The sequence below is a fragment of the Paenibacillus sp. KS-LC4 genome (assembly GCF_036894955.1).
GTDB lineage: Bacteria > Bacillota > Bacilli > Paenibacillales > Paenibacillaceae > Pristimantibacillus.
Genome location: NZ_CP145905.1, coordinates 1,916,175 through 1,933,654, shown reverse-complemented (window position 1 = coordinate 1,933,654; position 17,480 = coordinate 1,916,175). Strand labels below are relative to the sequence as shown.

Genomic DNA, 17,480 nt, shown 5'->3' with positions numbered 1-17,480 from the left:
GGTGCGGCACTTTATTTCGTCGCAGTCTCTAAGCTTGAATCGCTGCTGCCAGCTCGCCGATCGCTACGGTGCGCTGCTCGCCGCTTTCCATATTTTTCAGGGCAATTTCGCCGCGCGCAAGCTCGTCATCGCCGAGAATGGCGGTATAACGTGCCTTGAAGCGATCCGCTGACTTCATCTGCGCCTTCATCTTGCGATCCGTGTAGTCACGGTCAGCGCGCAAGCCAGCTGCACGCAGGTCATGTACGATCTTAGTCGCCTCGCGCTCCGCTGCCTCGCCAAGGCTGATGACGTAAACGTCGACCTGACTCGTTTCCTTGATGCCTTCCACCTTCTGATGCTCAAGCAGCAAAATCGTCCGCTCCAGCCCAAGGCCTAGACCAACGCCCGGCTGATCCGGTCCGCCAATATCGGCAACGAGTCCATTATAGCGTCCGCCGCCGCCAACCGTATCTATTGCACCGATGCCCTCCGCTTTAAATTCAAAAGCGGTATGCGTATAATAATCAAGGCCACGAACCAGCTTCGAATTGACATCAAACGGAATGTTCATTGCCGTCAAATACGCCTTCACCTTTTCAAAATGCGTCGAGCATTCCTCGTCCAAACTATCCAAAATCGACGGAGCACCTTCAAAATGCTTCTGATCAACCTTGCAGTCCAGCACGCGCAGCGGATTGCGATCCATCCGTGACTGGCAATCCTTGCACAGCAGCTCGCGCTTCGGCTCAAGGAAAGCAAGCAGGCGCTCGCGGAAGGCACTTCTTACTGCTGGCGTACCGACGGAATTGATTTCGACGCGTACTCCTTTAAGCCCAACCTCGGTATAAAACGTATAGCCCAAGGCGATAACCTCGGCATCAAGCGCCGGATTAACCGAGCCCATCGCTTCTACGCCGAACTGGTGAAACTGACGGTAACGCCCCGCTTGCTGGCGCTCATAGCGGAACATAGGCCCGATATAATACAGCTTCGTCAAATCCGGCTCGCCAAACAGTTTATTTTCAACGAATGCCCGGACGACACCAGCCGTGCCCTCTGGACGAAGCGTTACGCTGCGATTGCCGCGATCCGTGAACGTATACATCTCTTTCTCCACGACGTCCGTTGTTTCTCCCACGCCGCGCTGGAACAGCTCGGTCGCTTCGAAGATCGGCGTACGAATTTCGCGAAAATTAAAGCGGCGGCATATTTCACGCGCCTTCTGCTCGACGAACTGCCAGCTGTCGATTGAGCTTGGCAGCATATCCTGCGTTCCGGGTAATTTTTGAAATGCCATGTCTTTTTCCTCCTGACCTGCTGCTAATAAAACATAAGAACAAGCAAAACAGCACTCGCCTTGTGATGACGGCATGGCTCATTTTGCGGTGAAATATAAGCCAGTCGTAAGTGTAAAACTTATAAAGTCTTATATTTAAAGCAAAAAACTCCCGCCCCTGAACAGCAACTATTGCTGTCAGGGACGAGAGTATAGCTCCCGTGGTACCACCCACATTCCGAGACGGCTGCCCTAAGACAGAAGCTCGCTTGAAGACGGTTAACGCCCGTCACCCGCAGTACGGCTACTGAAACAATCGCTTGCCTAGAGCTTAAGCCCCAGCAGGCTAACGTTCACCGTCTGTTCTCCGGAAAGTCTGTTCATCCCGCCATTATAAGAATGCTTGCAGCCTAAGGCATTCCTCTCTGCATATATGCGCATGGATTACTTTGTTCCATCATGAAATCATTATAGTGAATGATGCTGATGCTTCATTTTACTTGGGCGACATCAGAAAGTCAAGCTGCGATTCAGCTTTATCAGCCCAAATATAGAGAAACAGCCGTATGCCCATTAGTAGACAGAAAAAAACCTGCAATCACCTTGCAGGTCCAAAAGTAATTTATATTTTAAAAAAGGGGGTCGAGGTCTATTATAGGCTTGCGATGTTAAAATAGCGTTATCGTTTGATTACAGTAACATTACAGTTTAGAAAGCGTTTTATTTCCTGCTGCCGATTTTTTGCCCGGCGTGTACCCTAAATGCATTCGGCTCCATACTACGTGTTCATTTACGTGTCCATTTTGTCGCTCCGCTTGCCGGCAGCAGCTGGAAAGCCTGCCCATTCCTCTGCCGCCTCCATGTCCTCCTCCAGTTGTGATAGCCTGATGGCTTCATGCCGATCGGCATGCAGCAGCTTGCGGCTAATCCGCTCCAGCCCTTGCTCCTTGCGGGATTGATGCATGCGTTCATTCGCCTCCGGTACAAAATAAACAGGCGCTCAGCCACGGCCAATCGCTGCCGAATGCTTGAACCGCGCCCATTCTCTCCCCTATTGTATCCAGAAGGACTCCCTCCTAATCTTCACCCCAGCATGATGCTGGTCCAATTGCCATTCATGCCGCTTGAAAGATACATCTCAAGCCTATCACTATTAATTAATTTGAAATAATATCCAGAAAATGAAACATATCCTGTTTTTTGTTCGTCATAAGGTTATGTCCGATTCGTGCGCAATCGTTTCCTATAAGCGCTTAGTCGTGCACAGAAAAAGGTATACAGTAATTTACCAGTAAGAAAAATCAAAAAAGGGGCATGAAATAATGAGGAAAAAATCTTTGCTGACCGCTGCCATCTTACTACTGCCGGCTCTCATTTTTACGTCAACCGCTTTCGCCTTTACGTTTACCGGCCACAAATGGCCAAAGTCCGTCAATAGTACCTACAACGTATATGTAAAATACGCTACCACTAATACGACTTATAAAGCTGCTTTCGACACCGCCGTCTCTGATTGGAATAGTGCCCAAAGTAAAATAAAATTTAATCTTTCGGCGCTTAATACTTCAACCTTCAGCACCGTTGGCACTCAAAATGTCGATGATCCTTCGATGTATGGGGCATGCATTACTTATGTGAGCCCAGGTACAACTTCAACCAGCTACTTTACCGCAGATATCAATATAGGGAACCCAAGTGTTGTGAATTTTCCCCAAACTAGAAGGAGCACTACCGGACATGAATTAGGCCACGCCCTTGGTCTTGGTCATAGCTCTGCTCCTGTGACGGCTATTATGAATTCAAGTCGAAACAGGGAGAACGTATACTTGCCGCAAACCGATGACAAAAACGGAATAAATACCCTTTATCCAAAATAATTAAAGGAGGAAGTCATCATGACGATACGATGGAATGTTCGAATGCTGCTAATTTCAGTGTTATGTGCAGCACTCATGGCCGCAGTAGTTTTATTTATAACAAAAGAGAAGGGAATGCCTGCTGCGTATTATGTAAATTATGCACCCGATTATGCGGTCAGCGGCGATGTAGCAGGATTAGTTCATCATTCCGATTATGTGGTATCCGGCCGCTACGTGAAGTTTATTGAGGATTGGAACATGGGAGAAAACCATTTTAGCGAGGTGTATTCCTTTGTAATTGAGGAGGCCTTGCTGGGCGAGGTTGAAGGCACGATTCATATTTCCATCCCACATAATATTTTATTAAAACATACAGTAGATGAAGTGAACTATGAAGCGCTGCTCAATTCGCCCAACTACAGCAAGCCCGATTTTGATCAGACGTATGTCTTGTTTTTGAAAAAAGCACAGACTAAGGATGTGTTCGGCCCTTCTTCAGTACCCTTTCAAGCAGAAGTGGATTCTTTCGGCAGCGTTGCTTTGAAAGTAAATACAGAAAATAAGGAGCTTTCTTTAACGACTGAGCAAAACGATACGATTCATTTCGAAACGGAGCAGATTGAACTAGCCGCTATTGATCAAATAACCGGTTTGACTAAAGAAGAATTGTTTACAGAAATAAAAACGCAGGTTGCTGCGAAAGAGGAAATGAATTAAGGAATCCTCTGCAAGTGCAACTGCTCTTTACGGCTCTGCTCTACTCCTTGCTGTCCAAAATCAATGTTACAGGCCCCCAATTGACGAGCGACACATCCATCATAGCGCCAAAACGCCCCGTCTCCACTTGCAGCCCATGCTGCTGACGAAGATAGGCATTAAACTGCTCGTAGAGCGGCTCAGCCTGTTCTGGGCGCGCAGCAGCCATAAAGTTAGGTCTCCGGCCTTTGCGGCTGTCTCCATACAATGTAAACTGCGATATAGACAAAATAGCGCCGCCCGTTTCGACGATGGACAAATTCATTTTGCCAGCCTCATCTTCAAAAATGCGCAGGCCCGCGATCTTATCGGCCATCCATTTGATGTCTGCATCTGAATCTTCATGGGTAATTCCAACAAGCAGCACGTATCCAAAGTGGATTGCTCCTGTTATTTCCCCTTCGACGGTTACGCTTGCCTGCTTGCTTCTCTGAATTACAACCTTCATGCTTCCCCATCCTTCCTTAAAAAAGAAGAAGGCGGCTACGTACGCCGCCAACCTATATTTCATTCATCCCTGCTTCGTGCATGCGAAGCAGGGATAATTATTGTATACCTGTTGACCTACACTATAATCATCCATTAAGTGTAGTTATGACCTGTTATCTTTGTCTATCTTCTGTTATTTGTTATCTGTTATCTGTTATCTGTTATCTGTTATCTGTTATCTGTTATCTGTTATCTGTTATCTTTAGCTTGTTGCCTGCTGGCAATAGCTAAACCTGCTTTTAAAACCTTTTTGGGGAAGAGGAGGGGGGAGAAAGTGGAGTGAAAGGTTTGGGATTGAGGAGCGGAGCGTTCGCTTTTGCTCCTGAATTTCTACCGTGCAGCGGTAAATTCGATGAAATTCAGGAGCAATGGCGACCGAAACCCAAACCTTTCACGCAGTGTCCCCCCGCCCTTCCCAACCAAGGCTTTTACAGCAGCAAAATCAGCTATTCATAATCCTTTGGACGGAATAGATATCCTGCACCCGTTTAATCTTCTCCACCACGGATGAGAGATGCTCAACGTTCTTGATCAGCACGGTCATATGAATCATGACCATTTTATTTTTCACGGAACGCCCGGTCACTGCTGAAATATTCGTCTTGCTGCCGGATACAACCTGCAGCACTTCATTGAGCAGACCATTACGGTCATGGCCGGTAATTTCAATATCGACGCTGTAATTAGCCTCGATAGATTCTTCCCACTCCACCTCAATAACGCGATCCGCTTCCTCTCCGTCCATGCCGAACGGAATGTTTTGGCAATCCATACGATGCACCGAGACGCCGCGTCCACGCGTAATGTAGCCAATAATCGCGTCGCCAGGCACCGGATTGCAGCAGCGAGCAAAGCGAATGAGCAAATTATCAATGCCTCGTACCGTAACGCCATGGTGCTGGCGATTTTTACGGCTGACTCCCGATTTTGCATCTTTATCCGTACCGAGCTCAATCGTATTGTTTTTCTCAGCTTCCTTACGCAGCTTCTCCGTTAGACGGGTACAAATCTGCGCAGCAGTCACGCCGCCAAAGTTAACGCCTGACAGCATGTCCTCCACATCGTTAAATGAGAACTTGGACGCAACCTCTTGCAGCTTGTCCTCGGTCAGCCATGCCGAGGGCTCTAAACCAAGGCGCTTGAGCTCACGCTCGACCGCCTCACGACCCTTCGCCACATTTTCCTCGCGCTGCTCCTTCTTGAACCACTGCCTGATTTTGCTGCGGGCGTGCGATGACTGTGCAATTTTCACCCAATCCTGGCTCGGTCCATACGAATGCTTAGAGGTGAGAATTTCAATAATATCACCGGTTTTGAGCTTATGGTCGAGCGGCACAATACGGCCGTTCACCTTGGCGCCAATCGTGCGGTTGCCAACCTCCGTATGAATGCGGTAAGCAAAATCCAGCGGCACTGAGCCGGCTGGCAGCTCAATGACTTCACCGCTCGGCGTAAACACAAATACGAGATCGGAGAAGAAATCCATCTTCAGCGATTCCATAAACTCCGATGCGTCGCGGGCGTCATTTTGCAGCTCCAATATTTCGCGGAACCAAGACATTTTATCTTCAAAATTGCGGTTCGGCACGACCGTGCCTTCCTTGTATGCCCAATGCGCCGCAATCCCGTATTCTGATGTACGATGCATATCCCATGTCCGAATCTGCACTTCGGTCGGCTCGCCATTCGGCCCTACAACCGTCGTATGCAGCGACTGGTACATATTCGCCTTCGGCATCGCGATATAATCCTTAAACCGCCCCGGCATCGGCTTCCACAGCGTATGGATAATGCCTAGCGTTGCATAACAATCCTTAATATTTTCGACAATAATCCGAATCGCCATGAGATCATAAATCTCATTAAACTGCTTGTTGCGGTCGGTCATTTTTTTGTAAATGCTGTACAAATGCTTCGGGCGCCCGGAAATATCGCCTTCAATGCCCATTTCGCCAAGCTTCTCTTCAATTCGCTCAATAACATCGGCAATAAACTGCTCGCGTTCTGCCCGTTTTTTCTTCATCAAGTTGGCGATGCGATAATATTGCTGCGGATTTAAATACCGAAGTGCAATATCCTCCATCTCCCACTTAATCGCGGAAATACCGAGCCGATGCGCAATGGGGCAAAAAATTTCCAGCGTCTCATACGCAATTCGCCGCTGCGCTTCCTCAGACTGGAATTTTAGCGTCCGCATATTGTGCAGCCGATCAGCAAGCTTAATCAAAATAACGCGAATATCCTGCGCCATCGCTACAAACATTTTGCGGTAATTTTCGTTTTGCTGCTCTTCCTTGGAACGAAAACGGATTTTCTCCAGCTTCGTCAGTCCGTCAACCAGCATCGCGCAGGTTTCACCAAATTTCGCCCGAACCGTCTCCAGATCGACTGTCGTATCTTCAACCACGTCATGCAGTAAGGCTGTAATAATGGATAGCACATCCATCTGCATATCCACCAATATATCTGCTACGGCAATCGGATGTAAAATGTAAGGTTCGCCTGATTTCCGCACTTGTCCATGATGAGCCTGATCTGCAAAATGATAGGCTTCCCTTATGCGTAATAAGTCCTGTTCCTTCATATAGGCCGATGCCTTTTCAATTAACTGCTCTATGCCCATGAACATCCCTTTCCGAAATGAGCCTTGCTTAGGCTCCCCTTCGCACATTTTCCGAGTTTTCTAATATTATGCCTGTTAGCATAGCATGACGTCAACTGCGCTGTCGATTGAAGTGTCAATTTAAGTGATGGAAATTTAAATTTCTTAACCGGCAATGTGGACTTTATTGTACAAAAGCCAACCAGCAGCGGCTGGTTGGCTTAAACGTTCTAACCATTTTATTTCATACTTTGAGCAATTTCTAGTAAGTAACGAGTGAAACGACGTCCATATCGCCAAGCTTCTCGCGGCCCGTCAAATAGGAGAGCTCGATAAGAAACGCCGAGCCGACAATTTCCCCGCCAAGCTGACGAATCAAATTAATGGAAGTTGCAATCGTACCTCCCGTTGCAAGCAGATCATCGGCGATCAGAACGCGCTGTCCTGGCTGGATGGAGTCCTTGTGCATAGCGAGCACATCTTTGCCATACTCCAGGTCATAGCTCGCTTCAATCGTTTCGCCGGGCAGCTTGCCGCTTTTGCGGATGGGCGCAAAACCTACGCCTAGTGCAAGAGCAAGCGGAGCGCCTATAACGAAGCCGCGTGCTTCCGGTCCTGCAACGATATCAATTTTCAAATGCTCAACCGCTTTGCGCATTTCTTCAATGGCAGCACGGTAAGCTGGGCCGTCCTTAAGCAAAGTAGTAATATCCTTAAAGCGAATGCCTGGCTGTGGGAAATCGGGAATAACCCGAATGTAATCTTTAAAATTAATTTGTGACTCGCTCATTCATTATTCGTCCCTTCTGTCTATCGCCATTCTGATGCTGTCAAACCAATATTGTAGCTGCAAAAAGCGGGGATTGCAATTGTTCTGCTTTACTTTTTGCCTTCTGGTAGGAAGGCGCTGTGCCAAGCTCTCGCTTCTCCGGCGCTTCTGCTACGATTGCAAAGCCATCCTCAATACGAATAAACGCCAGCTCGGTAAACACGCGCAGCATAACCTCAGTCATTTCCTGCGGCCATCCGCTCATCTCCGCGAGACGCTTCGCAAGCCCCTCAAGCGGTGCCCGCTTCATTCTCCGCAGCAGTTGATACACTTGACCGAAATGCTCACGTTCAGGAAATTTTGCATACGCGCCTCCGCTGAACAGGTCATGAATATGCAGCTGAGGCTTGCGCTGGCCGTTCCATTCATTAATGGACAACGCGCCTACCAAATCCACCGTGCTGCTCGCAATCAGCCGGTCGGCGATAGCTCCCATGCTGAAGCCTACCGCCTCCAGTACAGCCTGTCCACTCTTCACCGTCAGCTTGAGATGCTTCGCTTCCTTGCCCATCGTTCGTTTGTCTGCAAGTGCGGCGCCCTGAATGAGCAAGCGTGGCGATGGATTACCCGCCCCGAACGGCTCCAGCTGCGCCAGCTCATTGATCGTTTGCAAATTTGCTTCTTCCACCTTGCACGCTAGATCAATGCCCGTTTTGGGAATCCAATCCTGTTCACTGAGCCATTCCAAGGCCAGCTCGCCCAGCTTGCGTTCAAAATCAGCCAGCCGGTCGCGATGCAGGCTCATGCCTGCCGCCGCCTGATGGCCACCATAATGGTCCAGCAGTTCATCGCAGACGGTAAGTGCTGCATGCAGGTCGTAGCCATCAATGGAGCGCGCAGACCCCTTACACATGCCGCTCTCTCCATCTATGCCGAGAATAATGACGGGCTTGTAATGGCGCTCCAGCAGCTTGGAGGCTACAATGCCGATAACGCCCACATTCCAGCCTTCGCCCGCAAGCACGATGACTGCCGGCTCTGCTTCGCCCGCAGCCATTGCTTGTGCTTGCTTCTGCGCCCACTGCTCCTCCGCCTCTTTGACGATCCCTTCCACAATGCGCTGTCGCTCGCGGTTCAGCATATCGAGTGAAGTCGCCGCGAGTATAGCCTCATCGTAGTTATCGCTTATGAGCAGCTCGACAGCGCGCCGCGCATGATCGAGCCTGCCAGCCGCATTAATGCGCGGCGCCATGCCAAAGGCGACAGTCGTAGATGTAATCGACGACAGCTCTATGCCCGTTGACTCGGCAAGCGCGAGAAATCCCGTATTCGTCGTCTGGCGAAGCCGTTCCAGCCCGCTTTTGACTAAAATCCGGTTTTCGCCAGTCAAAGGCATTAGATCAGCAATCGTTCCCAGACAAACGATATCCGTCAGCTCCATAGGCGGACGCTCCAGCAGCGCTTGCGCCAGCTTAAATGCGACTCCAACGCCTGCCAGCCCTTCAAAAGGATACGTGCAATCATGACGCTTCGGGTTAACGACGGCGCAGGCATCCGGAATACGCGCTGGCGGCTCGTGATGGTCAGTGACAACGACATCAAGCCCAAGCTCCTTGGCGTAAGCAATTTCATCGAACGCACTAATGCCAGTATCAACAGTCACAATTAAGCCAATGCCCTCAGCGGCTGCCTTCTCCAGCGCCGCCTTGTTTAAACCATAGCCTTCGAGCGCCCGATGGGGAATATAATAATCAAAATGAAGGCCGAGCTCGCGAAAGACATGCACGAGCAGCGAGGTGCTGGATACGCCGTCGGCATCATAATCGCCATATATACGTACTTTTTCGCCAGCTGAGGCCGCCTCCCGAATACGGGCGACAGCCTCCCTCATATCTTTTAGTAAATACGGGTCATGCAAATGCTCAGAGCCGCCTCTTAAAAACTGCTCCGCCTGTGCAACCTCTCTATAGCCGCGCTGCACCAAAAGCTTGGCGGCAAGCGGCGACAGGCGCAGCGCTGTGGAAAGCTCCTGCGCCGCCGCGTCTGCCTGCTCGTCCCAAGGCGCAAGATTCCAACGTGTTTTAGCTTGAATCACGCCGACTTCCACTCCTTTCTGCCACGCTGCGCTATTGCAGCAGCGTAGGCATATGCTCCTGATTCGGATCGTGATTGGATTTATAAGGATAACCGGGATCATATGGCTCGACATGAACGGTTGCATCCGTTAGATGGGTAAAGCGTGTCAGCAGCAGTCGTTTCACCCTTTTCGCCACTTCATGGCCCTCAAGCACGGTCACGCGCGGATTAACGCTTATAACGGCCTCAGCAACGACATAATGGCCCTGCTCGCGAGCGTGCAGCGACTGTACCGTGACGACGCCTTCCACCCGTTGAACGAGCTGCATGAGCTCCTCGGTATTTTCGCTATAAGCCTCTGTTGGTGCTTCCTCTTTGCGAGAGGAGGGCACAATTATTCGATAGCCGCCGTTCATGACGATAACCGAAATGACGATAGCTGCCGCCGAATCAAAATAATAAAGCACCGGAAGCGAAATCAGCTTACCTAGCCAAGCCATTCCTGCACCAATGAATACCGCAAGTGTCGCATACAAGCTGCTGCCATGCTCACGCTGTTTCCAAATAAGCTCCTTCACGAGCAGGCAGCAAGCCAGAGCAGCAAGCGCGCTCCAATGAGGCGGCTTGCTGATCCCCTCAGCAATGTCGCGAACGGCCGAAATGCCTATCTCCAAGCCGATTAGCAGCAGCGCTGCTGCTAAAACAACATTCATGAAGGTTTCAGTCTTCCTTGTATTGTTGTGCTTTGCAGCAGCAGCGCTGCCAGTAGAAGCTTCGCTTCCATTGCCACTGCGCTGTGAAACGACCTTTTCCGCGAAAATAGCCGCCGCTTCCGCAGCAGATCGGCAACCATCTGCAAGCAATGCTTTGCTGCCGGACAGCCAGCCTGCTGCCCCCTTTAACAACGCCAACGCCGCATTACCCCAGATTCCTGACCAGCTGGCCGGTTCTGCTTTTGTATATCGTTGGTTCATTGCCATGACTGCCTCCTCCTACGCTGTTAGACCGCAGTCTTGGCAGGCTGCTTTGCTTTAGGCTTTTGTTTGCTTTTAAGAAGCAGCCAAAGCGGGCTCGCAATACAGATCGACGAGTATGCGCCGCTTGTCAGACCGATAATTTTTGCCAAGGCAAACAGCTTGATCGATTCGCTTCCGAACAGAAACAAACAGATTGCGATAACAAGAACGGCAAGCACCGTATAAATATTACGCGCCATCGTTTGCCAAAGGCTCTGATTGACCATTTCTGCGAGCTGCTCACGCGTTTTCAGCTTGCCAAACCGAAGATTTTCACGAATTCGGTCGAAAATAACGATTTTATCATTAATTGAATAACCAATTGTCGTGAGCACCGCCGCAATAAACGGCAGATCGACTTCCAGACGGAAAATGGAAAACACAGCGACTACAACAAAAGCGTCATACAAAATCGCAATGTTTGCCGCTAAAGCAAAGCGCCATTCGAAACGAATCATGACATAAATCATAATCGCAATACTCGCAATAATAACGGCATAAATCGTCTTGATGCCTAGCTCACGCGCCATATCTGGAGATACGACACTGACCTCTGCCGATACTTGATCGCCATATTTTGCTTTAAAGGCAGTTTGGATTTCTGTTACCTTCGCTTGCTCCAATACTTCCTCAAACCGAGCAGACACGCGATCACCGTTCGTACCGCCAACCGTCGGCGTAACTTCCGTCATGCCGACTGAGGCCAAAACTTCCTTCGCATCCGCCTGAGTAAGGGCTTTGCCGACTACGATATCCATATTCGTACCCGCCTTAAAATCGACGCCATAGTTCAGATTAAACAGGAACAGCGAAATTATTCCTACAATCGTTAAAATGATAGAAGCCATGAAAAACTTCTTGCTATGCTTAATAAAGTCAAAATGCACCGTTGTTTTAAAGTTCACGGATGTCCGCCTCCTTCACGCCGAAATAGCTAGGTTTAGTAAACAGGTTGCTGCGAATCAGCAAATGAATCAGCAGGCGTGAGAAGAAAATGTTTGTAACGATACTGACCAAAATACTCAAAATCATCGTCAGTGCAAAACCTCTGATCGCACCATTTCCGATGTAATAAAGCACGCCGCAGGAAATCATGTTTGTAATATTCGCATCCATGATGGTACGGAACGAGTTTTTGGAGCCGGCTTTAAGCGAGGAAAGCAAGCTTTTTCCACTGCGAATCTCCTCTTTAATCCGCTCATACATAATAATATTCGCGTCCACCGCCATCCCGATCCCGAGAACAAATGCGGCAATGCCCGGCAGCGTTAAGGTCACATTCAACATCTCGAATATGAGCACCAGCATCCAAGTAAAGGTAATAACCGTAATACCTGCTACAACGCCCGGTATGCGGAACAAAATAATCAGGAACACCAAAATAATCGCCGAGCCGATGATTCCGGCACGAACGGTATCTTCAAGCGACTGCTGTCCAAGCTTTGCGCCCACGCTTTGCGTGTATTTCTCAGTCAGCTTAAGCGGCAATGCGCCCAAATTAATCGTATCCTTCAAGCTATTTGCCTCATCAAGCGTGAAGTTACCGCTAATTTGCGCGCTTCCGCCGCTGATTGGCTGGTTGACGTTCGGATTCGACAGCATTTCATCGTCGAGATAAATCGCCAGCGTCTTGCCTGTCAGTCTCCTCGTTACATCCTCAAATTTCTTTGCATCTTTCAGCTTAATCGAAACGACTGGATTATTCAGCGAATCATATTCGACCGTAGCTGCATTTTGCACAAAATCGTTGCCTTGAAGCTCAATCGTGCCATCCGGTGCTTTAAACGTCAAATTGACCGGCTTCTTGATGATGTCTCTTACCTCATCCTCATTCGTCACGCCAGCAAGCTTGACGCGAATGCGGTTCGTTCCTTCTGTCGTAATTTCCGGCTCGGAAATACCGATCTTGTCGGCACGAGCCTCCAGGCTTTTCGCCGTATCCTTCAGCAAAGTAGGCGTAACTTTATCGCCGGCCGTAAGCGGTTCTGCCTCATAAAGCACCTCGAAGCCGCCCTTCAAATCCAGGCCTAGCCGAATGCCGGTTACCAGCGATGGGCTCGTCCAAGCGATCACGCCAAACACGATGACTACGATCCCAAGGAAGGCAAATAATCTTTTCCCATTCATATTTCCTAAGTCCCCCTTATGATCTCAATATTCCTATTATACTTGCGAGCAAATTTTGAGTCAAAAAAAAGAAACCCTCCCCTTAGAAATGGGTTCCCCGGTAAGCGCTAATCGTCAAAAAGTTCATAAAGCTTGTCACCTTTAGCGACAAAATGTCGTTGACCAGCTTATGCAGCTCCGGCTGCCCGCTCTTTTTATAACCCGCGCTTACGCACTCCCAAATATCTTTGCCGCTTGCATGTTCATAGCCAATGAGCTGAAACTCCTCTGCCTTGCTGTTGCACAGCTGTTCAATTACCTGAACCAGGTCCTGTTCCTCCATAGCCGCGCCTCCCGTGCTTTTTTGCCTTGACTGCTACTATTCGCTGCCCAAGGCGCATATTCCTGCATACGGAGAGATGTTCATAATCCAATCATGATTCGGACATGCCGTGCATAACAATGATACTGCAACAATACGGCTAATGGAATGAGGGGCGAGTATGACCAAGCAAACGTTTATAAAAGGAGCCATGATTTTACTTGCGGCGGGCGTCATCAATCGAATACTCGGCTTCGTCCCGCGCATTGCGCTGCCGCGCATTATAGGCGCCGAAGGCGTTGGGCTGTATCAGCTAAGCTATCCGTTTTTGGCCGTCATGCTGACCATCATAACCGGCGGCATTCCGCTCGCCGTTGCCAAATGGATTGCCGAAGCCCAGTCAAACGAAGATGAGGGACGGGTCCGCCATATTTTTCGCAGTGCGATGCTGCTCACGATCTTGCTCGCGATTACGCTGACCAGCCTGCTGCTGCTGTTCTCGCCATGGATAACCGCGCATTTGCTGCCGGACAAGCGTGTACAGCGCACGTTTCTGTTCATGACTCCGATGCTGCTGATCGTCGGGATTTCATCTGTATTTCGCGGCTACTTCCAGGGCAAGCAAAATATGATTCCATCTGCGGCCTCCCAAATTGTGGAGACGGTGCTGCGCATTATTTTCTCGCTTGGCTTCGCGATGCTCCTCATGCCCAAAGGCGTGGAATGGGCAGCAGCCGGCGCCATGCTTGGCGTTGTGGTGGGGGAAATTGGAGGACTAGCTGTCCTGCTATGGAAATATGCAAGGGAAAAAAGAACTCCCGCTCAGCTGGCTGAGGCAAGCAAGCAAGCTGCAACAGAAGATAAAGCGCCCATTATGGGCAAGCTGCTTAGCTTGTCCATACCTGTCACTGCCAGCCGCCTAGTCGGCTCGCTATCCTATTTGCTGGAATCCATCTTCACCGCTCGCAGTCTAGCTATGGCAGGTATCGCTACAGGCATTGCTACAGCGCAATACGGAGCGCTGCAAGGCATGGTCATACCGCTTATCCTGCTGCCTACCGCTTTGACCTACTCCCTTGCCTCCTCGCTTATTCCGTCGCTTTCCGAAGCGGCGTCAAGGGGCGATATGGCAACGATACATAAGCGTTTGCATCAATCCATGAGGCTGGCACTTGTCGCAGGTGCACCCTTCGTCGTTATTCTTGGCCTATTTGCCGAGCCGATCTGCCGAATGCTGTACAACCACAGTGAAATTGCTCCTATGCTGCAACTGCTTGCCCCTGTCGGCCTTTTTATTTATTTGCAGGCTCCACTGCAAGCCACTCTTCAGGCGCTGGATAAACCGGGTAAGGCGCTTATGAACACGTTAATAGGGGCCGCTATTAAGCTGGTCTTCATTGTTTATCTTGCCTCCAAGCCCGAATTTGGCATATATGGCGCTTTGATTGCAATTAATTTAAATATTGTACTTGTCACTGCACTGCATGGCATTAGCGTACTCAAGCTGATCGGCTTCCGCATGAGGCTGCGCGATTTTATGAAGGTGATCTCTGCCATGGTCGTTATGGGGGCTGCTGCTCGCTTCGTGATGAATCGTGAGCTGCTCGCCGCGGAATGGGTGAATTTGCTCGTTGCCTGTGCATGCGGGGCTATTGTATATTTGGCCTTAATGGTATGGACCAACATTATTGACCGACATGACCTCGCCCGTTTGCCCAAAATCGGCCATTGGTTTTCACGGACTTAGCGGTCATACATGTATTAAAAAAAGCCGCGAGCAGGCTGGGAAATAATATCCCCCAGCTACTTTCGCGGCTTCTTCGTTTTATCCAAAAACAGCTTGCCTTTATGGTCTATTGTACACAGAAATACTTCCTTGAAGTCGGTTACACCTTCATTCTGCAATACATTTTTCAACCAAAAACGGGTTTTCTCCAGCTTCACCAAATTTTCATCCTGTACTTTGCCGTCCATAATGAGCGGAATGGGCAAAATTTCAAAACGATATTTAGGCGGAATGACTTTAGCATTTTGCTCGGCTTCGCTGCTACTGCTGCTGCTGTTCAGCTCCGGCTCAGTAAACAAATGCTCCTCCGTCATTTCTGAAGGAGCCTCATCGTTATTTTTAGGAATAACCGACAGCTTGCCGCTCGTCTCCAAAATTGCAAATTCCACATCAGAAATTCGTGTAATTTGATTTTCTCTAAGCTGGAGCATTAAATCATCCAGATTGTAGCGCTGCTTGCGCATCACATCGCGATTGAGCTTGCCCTTCGCCATAATGATGCTGGGCTTGCCGTCAAATAAGAGCCGCAGCTTGCGATTTTTCAGCGCCACATAAGCCATGCCCACCTGCACGAGCATTAATATAACCATCGGCACAATGCCTTCCCACATCGTTCGATCCAAATCCTCTATAACGATCACGGCGATTTCGGCAATCATGACCGAGATAACGAGGTCAAAAACCGACAGCTTCCCGATTTCCCGTTTCCCCATAAACCGCATAATGAGAAATACAATGAAATAAATCAATATGGTACGCAGCACAAGGGCCAGAAATTCCAAGTGATCCCGCCTCCTTCATCGCTCGCGCCTGCTGCATTTGGCCTGAGCAGTCTGTACACGTATTCTCACCTGCCGCCATGTCCCTCATACGAAACGGCCAGGCACGAATTTATGGTAAAGGCGGGAAAACATAAAAATTAGGGAATCAGAATAAAATACACGTAGGCTGTGGAGACAAGCAACGACATGAACGCAATCGGCGCACCCACTTTAAGAAAAGCTCTGAAATGAAAGCTTTTGCCTTCCCGCAGAGCAAGGCCAGCGGCAATTACATTTGCAGAGGCGCCAATAAGCGTTCCGTTGCTGCCGAGATTTGCACCAAGCGACAGCGACCACCACAGCGGCTCCATTTGACTCGCGTTCAGTCCGAGTTCAGCGCCCATCGCGTGAATGACCGGCACCATTGCCGTCACAAACGGCACATTATCCATTGTGGCGGAGGCTACACCGGAAATCCACAATAGCAGCACGGATGCTATATCCGCATTACCGGAAGTCATTTGCAGCAAAACCAAAGCGATTTGGGTTGTCCAGTTCGTCGCCGAAAGCCCCGCTACCATAATAAATAAGCCGATAAAAAATAAAATCGTGCCCCAATCCACCATGCGGAAGGCGATTTCTGCCTCCTTGCGCTTTAGACCGATAATCATGAGCAATGCCGCGCTGCCAAGCGCAATAGCCGCCGGCTCTATGTCTAATATGGAATGGAGCGTAAAGGCAATGATTGTTAGTAAAAATACGGTCACTGCTTTGATCATCAGCGGGCGATTTTTAATATAGGAGCTGGCGGAAAGCCTCATCAGTTCGTCTGCTTCCTTGCTTTTATGCGTAGGCTTAAAATGCTTGCGGTACACGAACAAAAACAAACCGATAGTAACGATCAAAATAAACAACGATACGGGTCCTAAATGGACAATAAAGGCATTAAACGTCAACTGCTTGTTGGCAGCTCCAATTATCATATTAACCGGATCACCGATTAAAGTAGCCGCTCCACCAATGTTCGAAGCGACAATTTCGGCAAAAACAAACGGGTAGGGATTCAGCTTCAGCAATTTTGTAATCGACATCGTCACCGGAATAACGAGCAGCATAATGGTTACATTGTCCAAAAACGCTGAGCTAATGCCCGTTAAGGCAATGAGCAATATAAATATTTTCCACGAGCTTCCTTGAGCCCACTGGGCCAGCTTAATCGCTATGTATGGGATGACGCCTGCCCGGTTCAAAATGCCGACAAGCAGCATCATCCCGATGAGCAGCATAATGACGCGCCAGCCGACCGCCTCCGTAAAAGCATACCGCAGATCCAATATGCCAAGCACCAATATGAGAAATGCGCCTGCCAGCGCCGCCACTGCCCGATTGATTTTATCCGTAATGACAAAGGCATAGGTTACCAAAAAAATAACTGCTACTGCGATAACCTGCCAAGCCGCCGGATTGTAAAGCATTCCTGCTGCCTTGGTTTCCATCTCGCTTCACCCTTTCTTAAAATATAAGCATTTATAAGTTTCCCCTTATAAATGGGCTTATATTTCTCGGACTGAAACGCGCCGCGCCGCCAAAGGACGGCGATAGCCGTTTCACATTGTCCCTCACATTATACGTAATCGGATAGAATTTCGTCCACTCTCTCACTTGTTTGTACTATTCCAC

15 protein-coding genes are annotated in these 17,480 nt (G+C 49.3%); 3 read left to right on the top strand and 12 right to left on the bottom strand.

The window, feature by feature from the left end; genetic code table 11:
• Positions 1–28 precede the first annotated feature (28 nt).
• Both hisS and V5J77_RS08325 read right to left on the bottom strand, forming a co-directional pair.
• Positions 29–1,279 carry a histidine--tRNA ligase gene (gene hisS / locus V5J77_RS08330; RefSeq protein ID WP_338555309.1) on the bottom strand — a complete coding sequence of 417 codons (1,251 nt, stop codon included), beginning with the start codon at positions 1,277–1,279 and terminating at the stop codon, positions 29–31.
• Between the two features lie 769 nt (positions 1,280–2,048).
• Positions 2,049–2,222, bottom strand: a complete 174-nt coding sequence (locus V5J77_RS08325; protein ID WP_338555308.1) for a hypothetical protein — start codon at positions 2,220–2,222, stop codon at positions 2,049–2,051.
• Positions 2,223–2,580: 358 nt separating this feature from the next.
• On the opposite strand from V5J77_RS08325, the gene V5J77_RS08320 reads away from it, so the two are divergent.
• Positions 2,581–3,135, top strand: coding sequence for a M57 family metalloprotease (locus V5J77_RS08320; protein ID WP_338555307.1), 555 nt, complete (start codon positions 2,581–2,583; stop codon positions 3,133–3,135).
• Between the two features lie 18 nt (positions 3,136–3,153).
• On the top strand, positions 3,154–3,834 hold the full coding sequence (locus tag V5J77_RS08315; protein ID WP_338555306.1) for a hypothetical protein: 681 nt from the start codon (positions 3,154–3,156) through the stop codon (positions 3,832–3,834).
• Positions 3,835–3,874: 40 nt separating this feature from the next.
• Here V5J77_RS08315 and dtd read toward each other — a convergent pair whose 3' ends face one another.
• The 8 genes from dtd to V5J77_RS08275 form a co-directional block, all read right to left on the bottom strand.
• Entirely contained in the window at positions 3,875–4,321 is a 447-nt protein-coding gene (dtd, locus tag V5J77_RS08310) for a D-aminoacyl-tRNA deacylase (protein WP_338555305.1), read from the bottom strand.
• Between the two features lie 483 nt (positions 4,322–4,804).
• The gene (locus tag V5J77_RS08305) at positions 4,805–6,985 is read right to left on the bottom strand and encodes a bifunctional (p)ppGpp synthetase/guanosine-3',5'-bis(diphosphate) 3'-pyrophosphohydrolase (protein WP_338555304.1); all 2,181 of its coding nucleotides are present in this window, start codon (positions 6,983–6,985) and stop codon (positions 4,805–4,807) included.
• Between the two features lie 241 nt (positions 6,986–7,226).
• Complete coding sequence (locus V5J77_RS08300; protein WP_338556641.1) at positions 7,227–7,739, bottom strand: adenine phosphoribosyltransferase; 513 nt, start codon at positions 7,737–7,739, stop codon at positions 7,227–7,229.
• Between the two features lie 55 nt (positions 7,740–7,794).
• The gene (recJ, locus tag V5J77_RS08295) at positions 7,795–9,828 is read right to left on the bottom strand and encodes a single-stranded-DNA-specific exonuclease RecJ (RefSeq protein WP_338555303.1); all 2,034 of its coding nucleotides are present in this window, start codon (positions 9,826–9,828) and stop codon (positions 7,795–7,797) included.
• 31 nt (positions 9,829–9,859) lie between these two features.
• Entirely contained in the window at positions 9,860–10,789 is a 930-nt protein-coding gene (locus V5J77_RS08290; RefSeq protein WP_338555302.1) for a cation diffusion facilitator family transporter, read from the bottom strand.
• Positions 10,790–10,809: 20 nt separating this feature from the next.
• Positions 10,810–11,730: a protein translocase subunit SecF gene (gene secF / locus V5J77_RS08285; RefSeq protein ID WP_338555301.1), complete on the bottom strand. Its 921-nt coding sequence runs from the start codon at positions 11,728–11,730 to the stop codon at positions 10,810–10,812.
• Positions 11,720–12,952 carry a protein translocase subunit SecD gene (gene secD, locus V5J77_RS08280; RefSeq protein WP_338555300.1) on the bottom strand — a complete coding sequence of 411 codons (1,233 nt, stop codon included), beginning with the start codon at positions 12,950–12,952 and terminating at the stop codon, positions 11,720–11,722. The genes secF and secD overlap by 11 nt, the downstream gene beginning before the upstream one ends.
• A gap of 82 nt (positions 12,953–13,034) precedes the next feature.
• A complete protein-coding gene (locus V5J77_RS08275; protein WP_338555299.1) occupies positions 13,035–13,274 on the bottom strand; it encodes a post-transcriptional regulator in 240 nt (79 codons plus the stop codon).
• Between the two features lie 160 nt (positions 13,275–13,434).
• Here V5J77_RS08275 and spoVB point away from each other — a divergent pair, with 160 nt between their 5' ends.
• A complete protein-coding gene (gene spoVB, locus V5J77_RS08270; RefSeq protein ID WP_338555298.1) occupies positions 13,435–15,000 on the top strand; it encodes a stage V sporulation protein B in 1,566 nt (521 codons plus the stop codon).
• 56 nt (positions 15,001–15,056) lie between these two features.
• Here the strand turns inward: spoVB and V5J77_RS08265 are convergent, their stop codons facing one another.
• Positions 15,057–15,821 (bottom strand): DUF421 domain-containing protein, encoded by a 765-nt coding sequence (locus tag V5J77_RS08265; protein ID WP_338555297.1) that lies wholly within the window; start codon positions 15,819–15,821, stop codon positions 15,057–15,059.
• Positions 15,822–15,958: 137 nt separating this feature from the next.
• Positions 15,959–17,275 (bottom strand): ArsB/NhaD family transporter, encoded by a 1,317-nt coding sequence (locus V5J77_RS08260; protein ID WP_338556639.1) that lies wholly within the window; start codon positions 17,273–17,275, stop codon positions 15,959–15,961.
• Between the last annotated feature and the right edge of the window lie 205 nt (positions 17,276–17,480).

What these genes read in the sequence shown, in the direction of transcription:
- V5J77_RS08315 (WP_338555306.1), top strand. Translation starts at nt 3,154, where the DNA reads ATGACGATACGATGGAATGTTCGAATGCTGCTAATTTCAGTGTTATGT.
- V5J77_RS08320 (WP_338555307.1), top strand. Translation starts at nt 2,581, where the DNA reads ATGAGGAAAAAATCTTTGCTGACCGCTGCCATCTTACTACTGCCGGCT.
- V5J77_RS08305 (WP_338555304.1), bottom strand. Translation starts at nt 6,985, where the DNA reads ATGGGCATAGAGCAGTTAATTGAAAAGGCATCGGCCTATATGAAGGAA.
- hisS (WP_338555309.1), bottom strand. Translation starts at nt 1,279, where the DNA reads ATGGCATTTCAAAAATTACCCGGAACGCAGGATATGCTGCCAAGCTCA.
- spoVB (WP_338555298.1), top strand. Translation starts at nt 13,435, where the DNA reads ATGACCAAGCAAACGTTTATAAAAGGAGCCATGATTTTACTTGCGGCG.
- V5J77_RS08290 (WP_338555302.1), bottom strand. Translation starts at nt 10,789, where the DNA reads ATGGCAATGAACCAACGATATACAAAAGCAGAACCGGCCAGCTGGTCA.
- V5J77_RS08260 (WP_338556639.1), bottom strand. Translation starts at nt 17,275, where the DNA reads ATGCTTTACAATCCGGCGGCTTGGCAGGTTATCGCAGTAGCAGTTATT.
- dtd (WP_338555305.1), bottom strand. Translation starts at nt 4,321, where the DNA reads ATGAAGGTTGTAATTCAGAGAAGCAAGCAGGCAAGCGTAACCGTCGAA.
- secD (WP_338555300.1), bottom strand. Translation starts at nt 12,952, where the DNA reads ATGAATGGGAAAAGATTATTTGCCTTCCTTGGGATCGTAGTCATCGTG.
- V5J77_RS08325 (WP_338555308.1), bottom strand. Translation starts at nt 2,222, where the DNA reads ATGCATCAATCCCGCAAGGAGCAAGGGCTGGAGCGGATTAGCCGCAAG.
- V5J77_RS08275 (WP_338555299.1), bottom strand. Translation starts at nt 13,274, where the DNA reads ATGGAGGAACAGGACCTGGTTCAGGTAATTGAACAGCTGTGCAACAGC.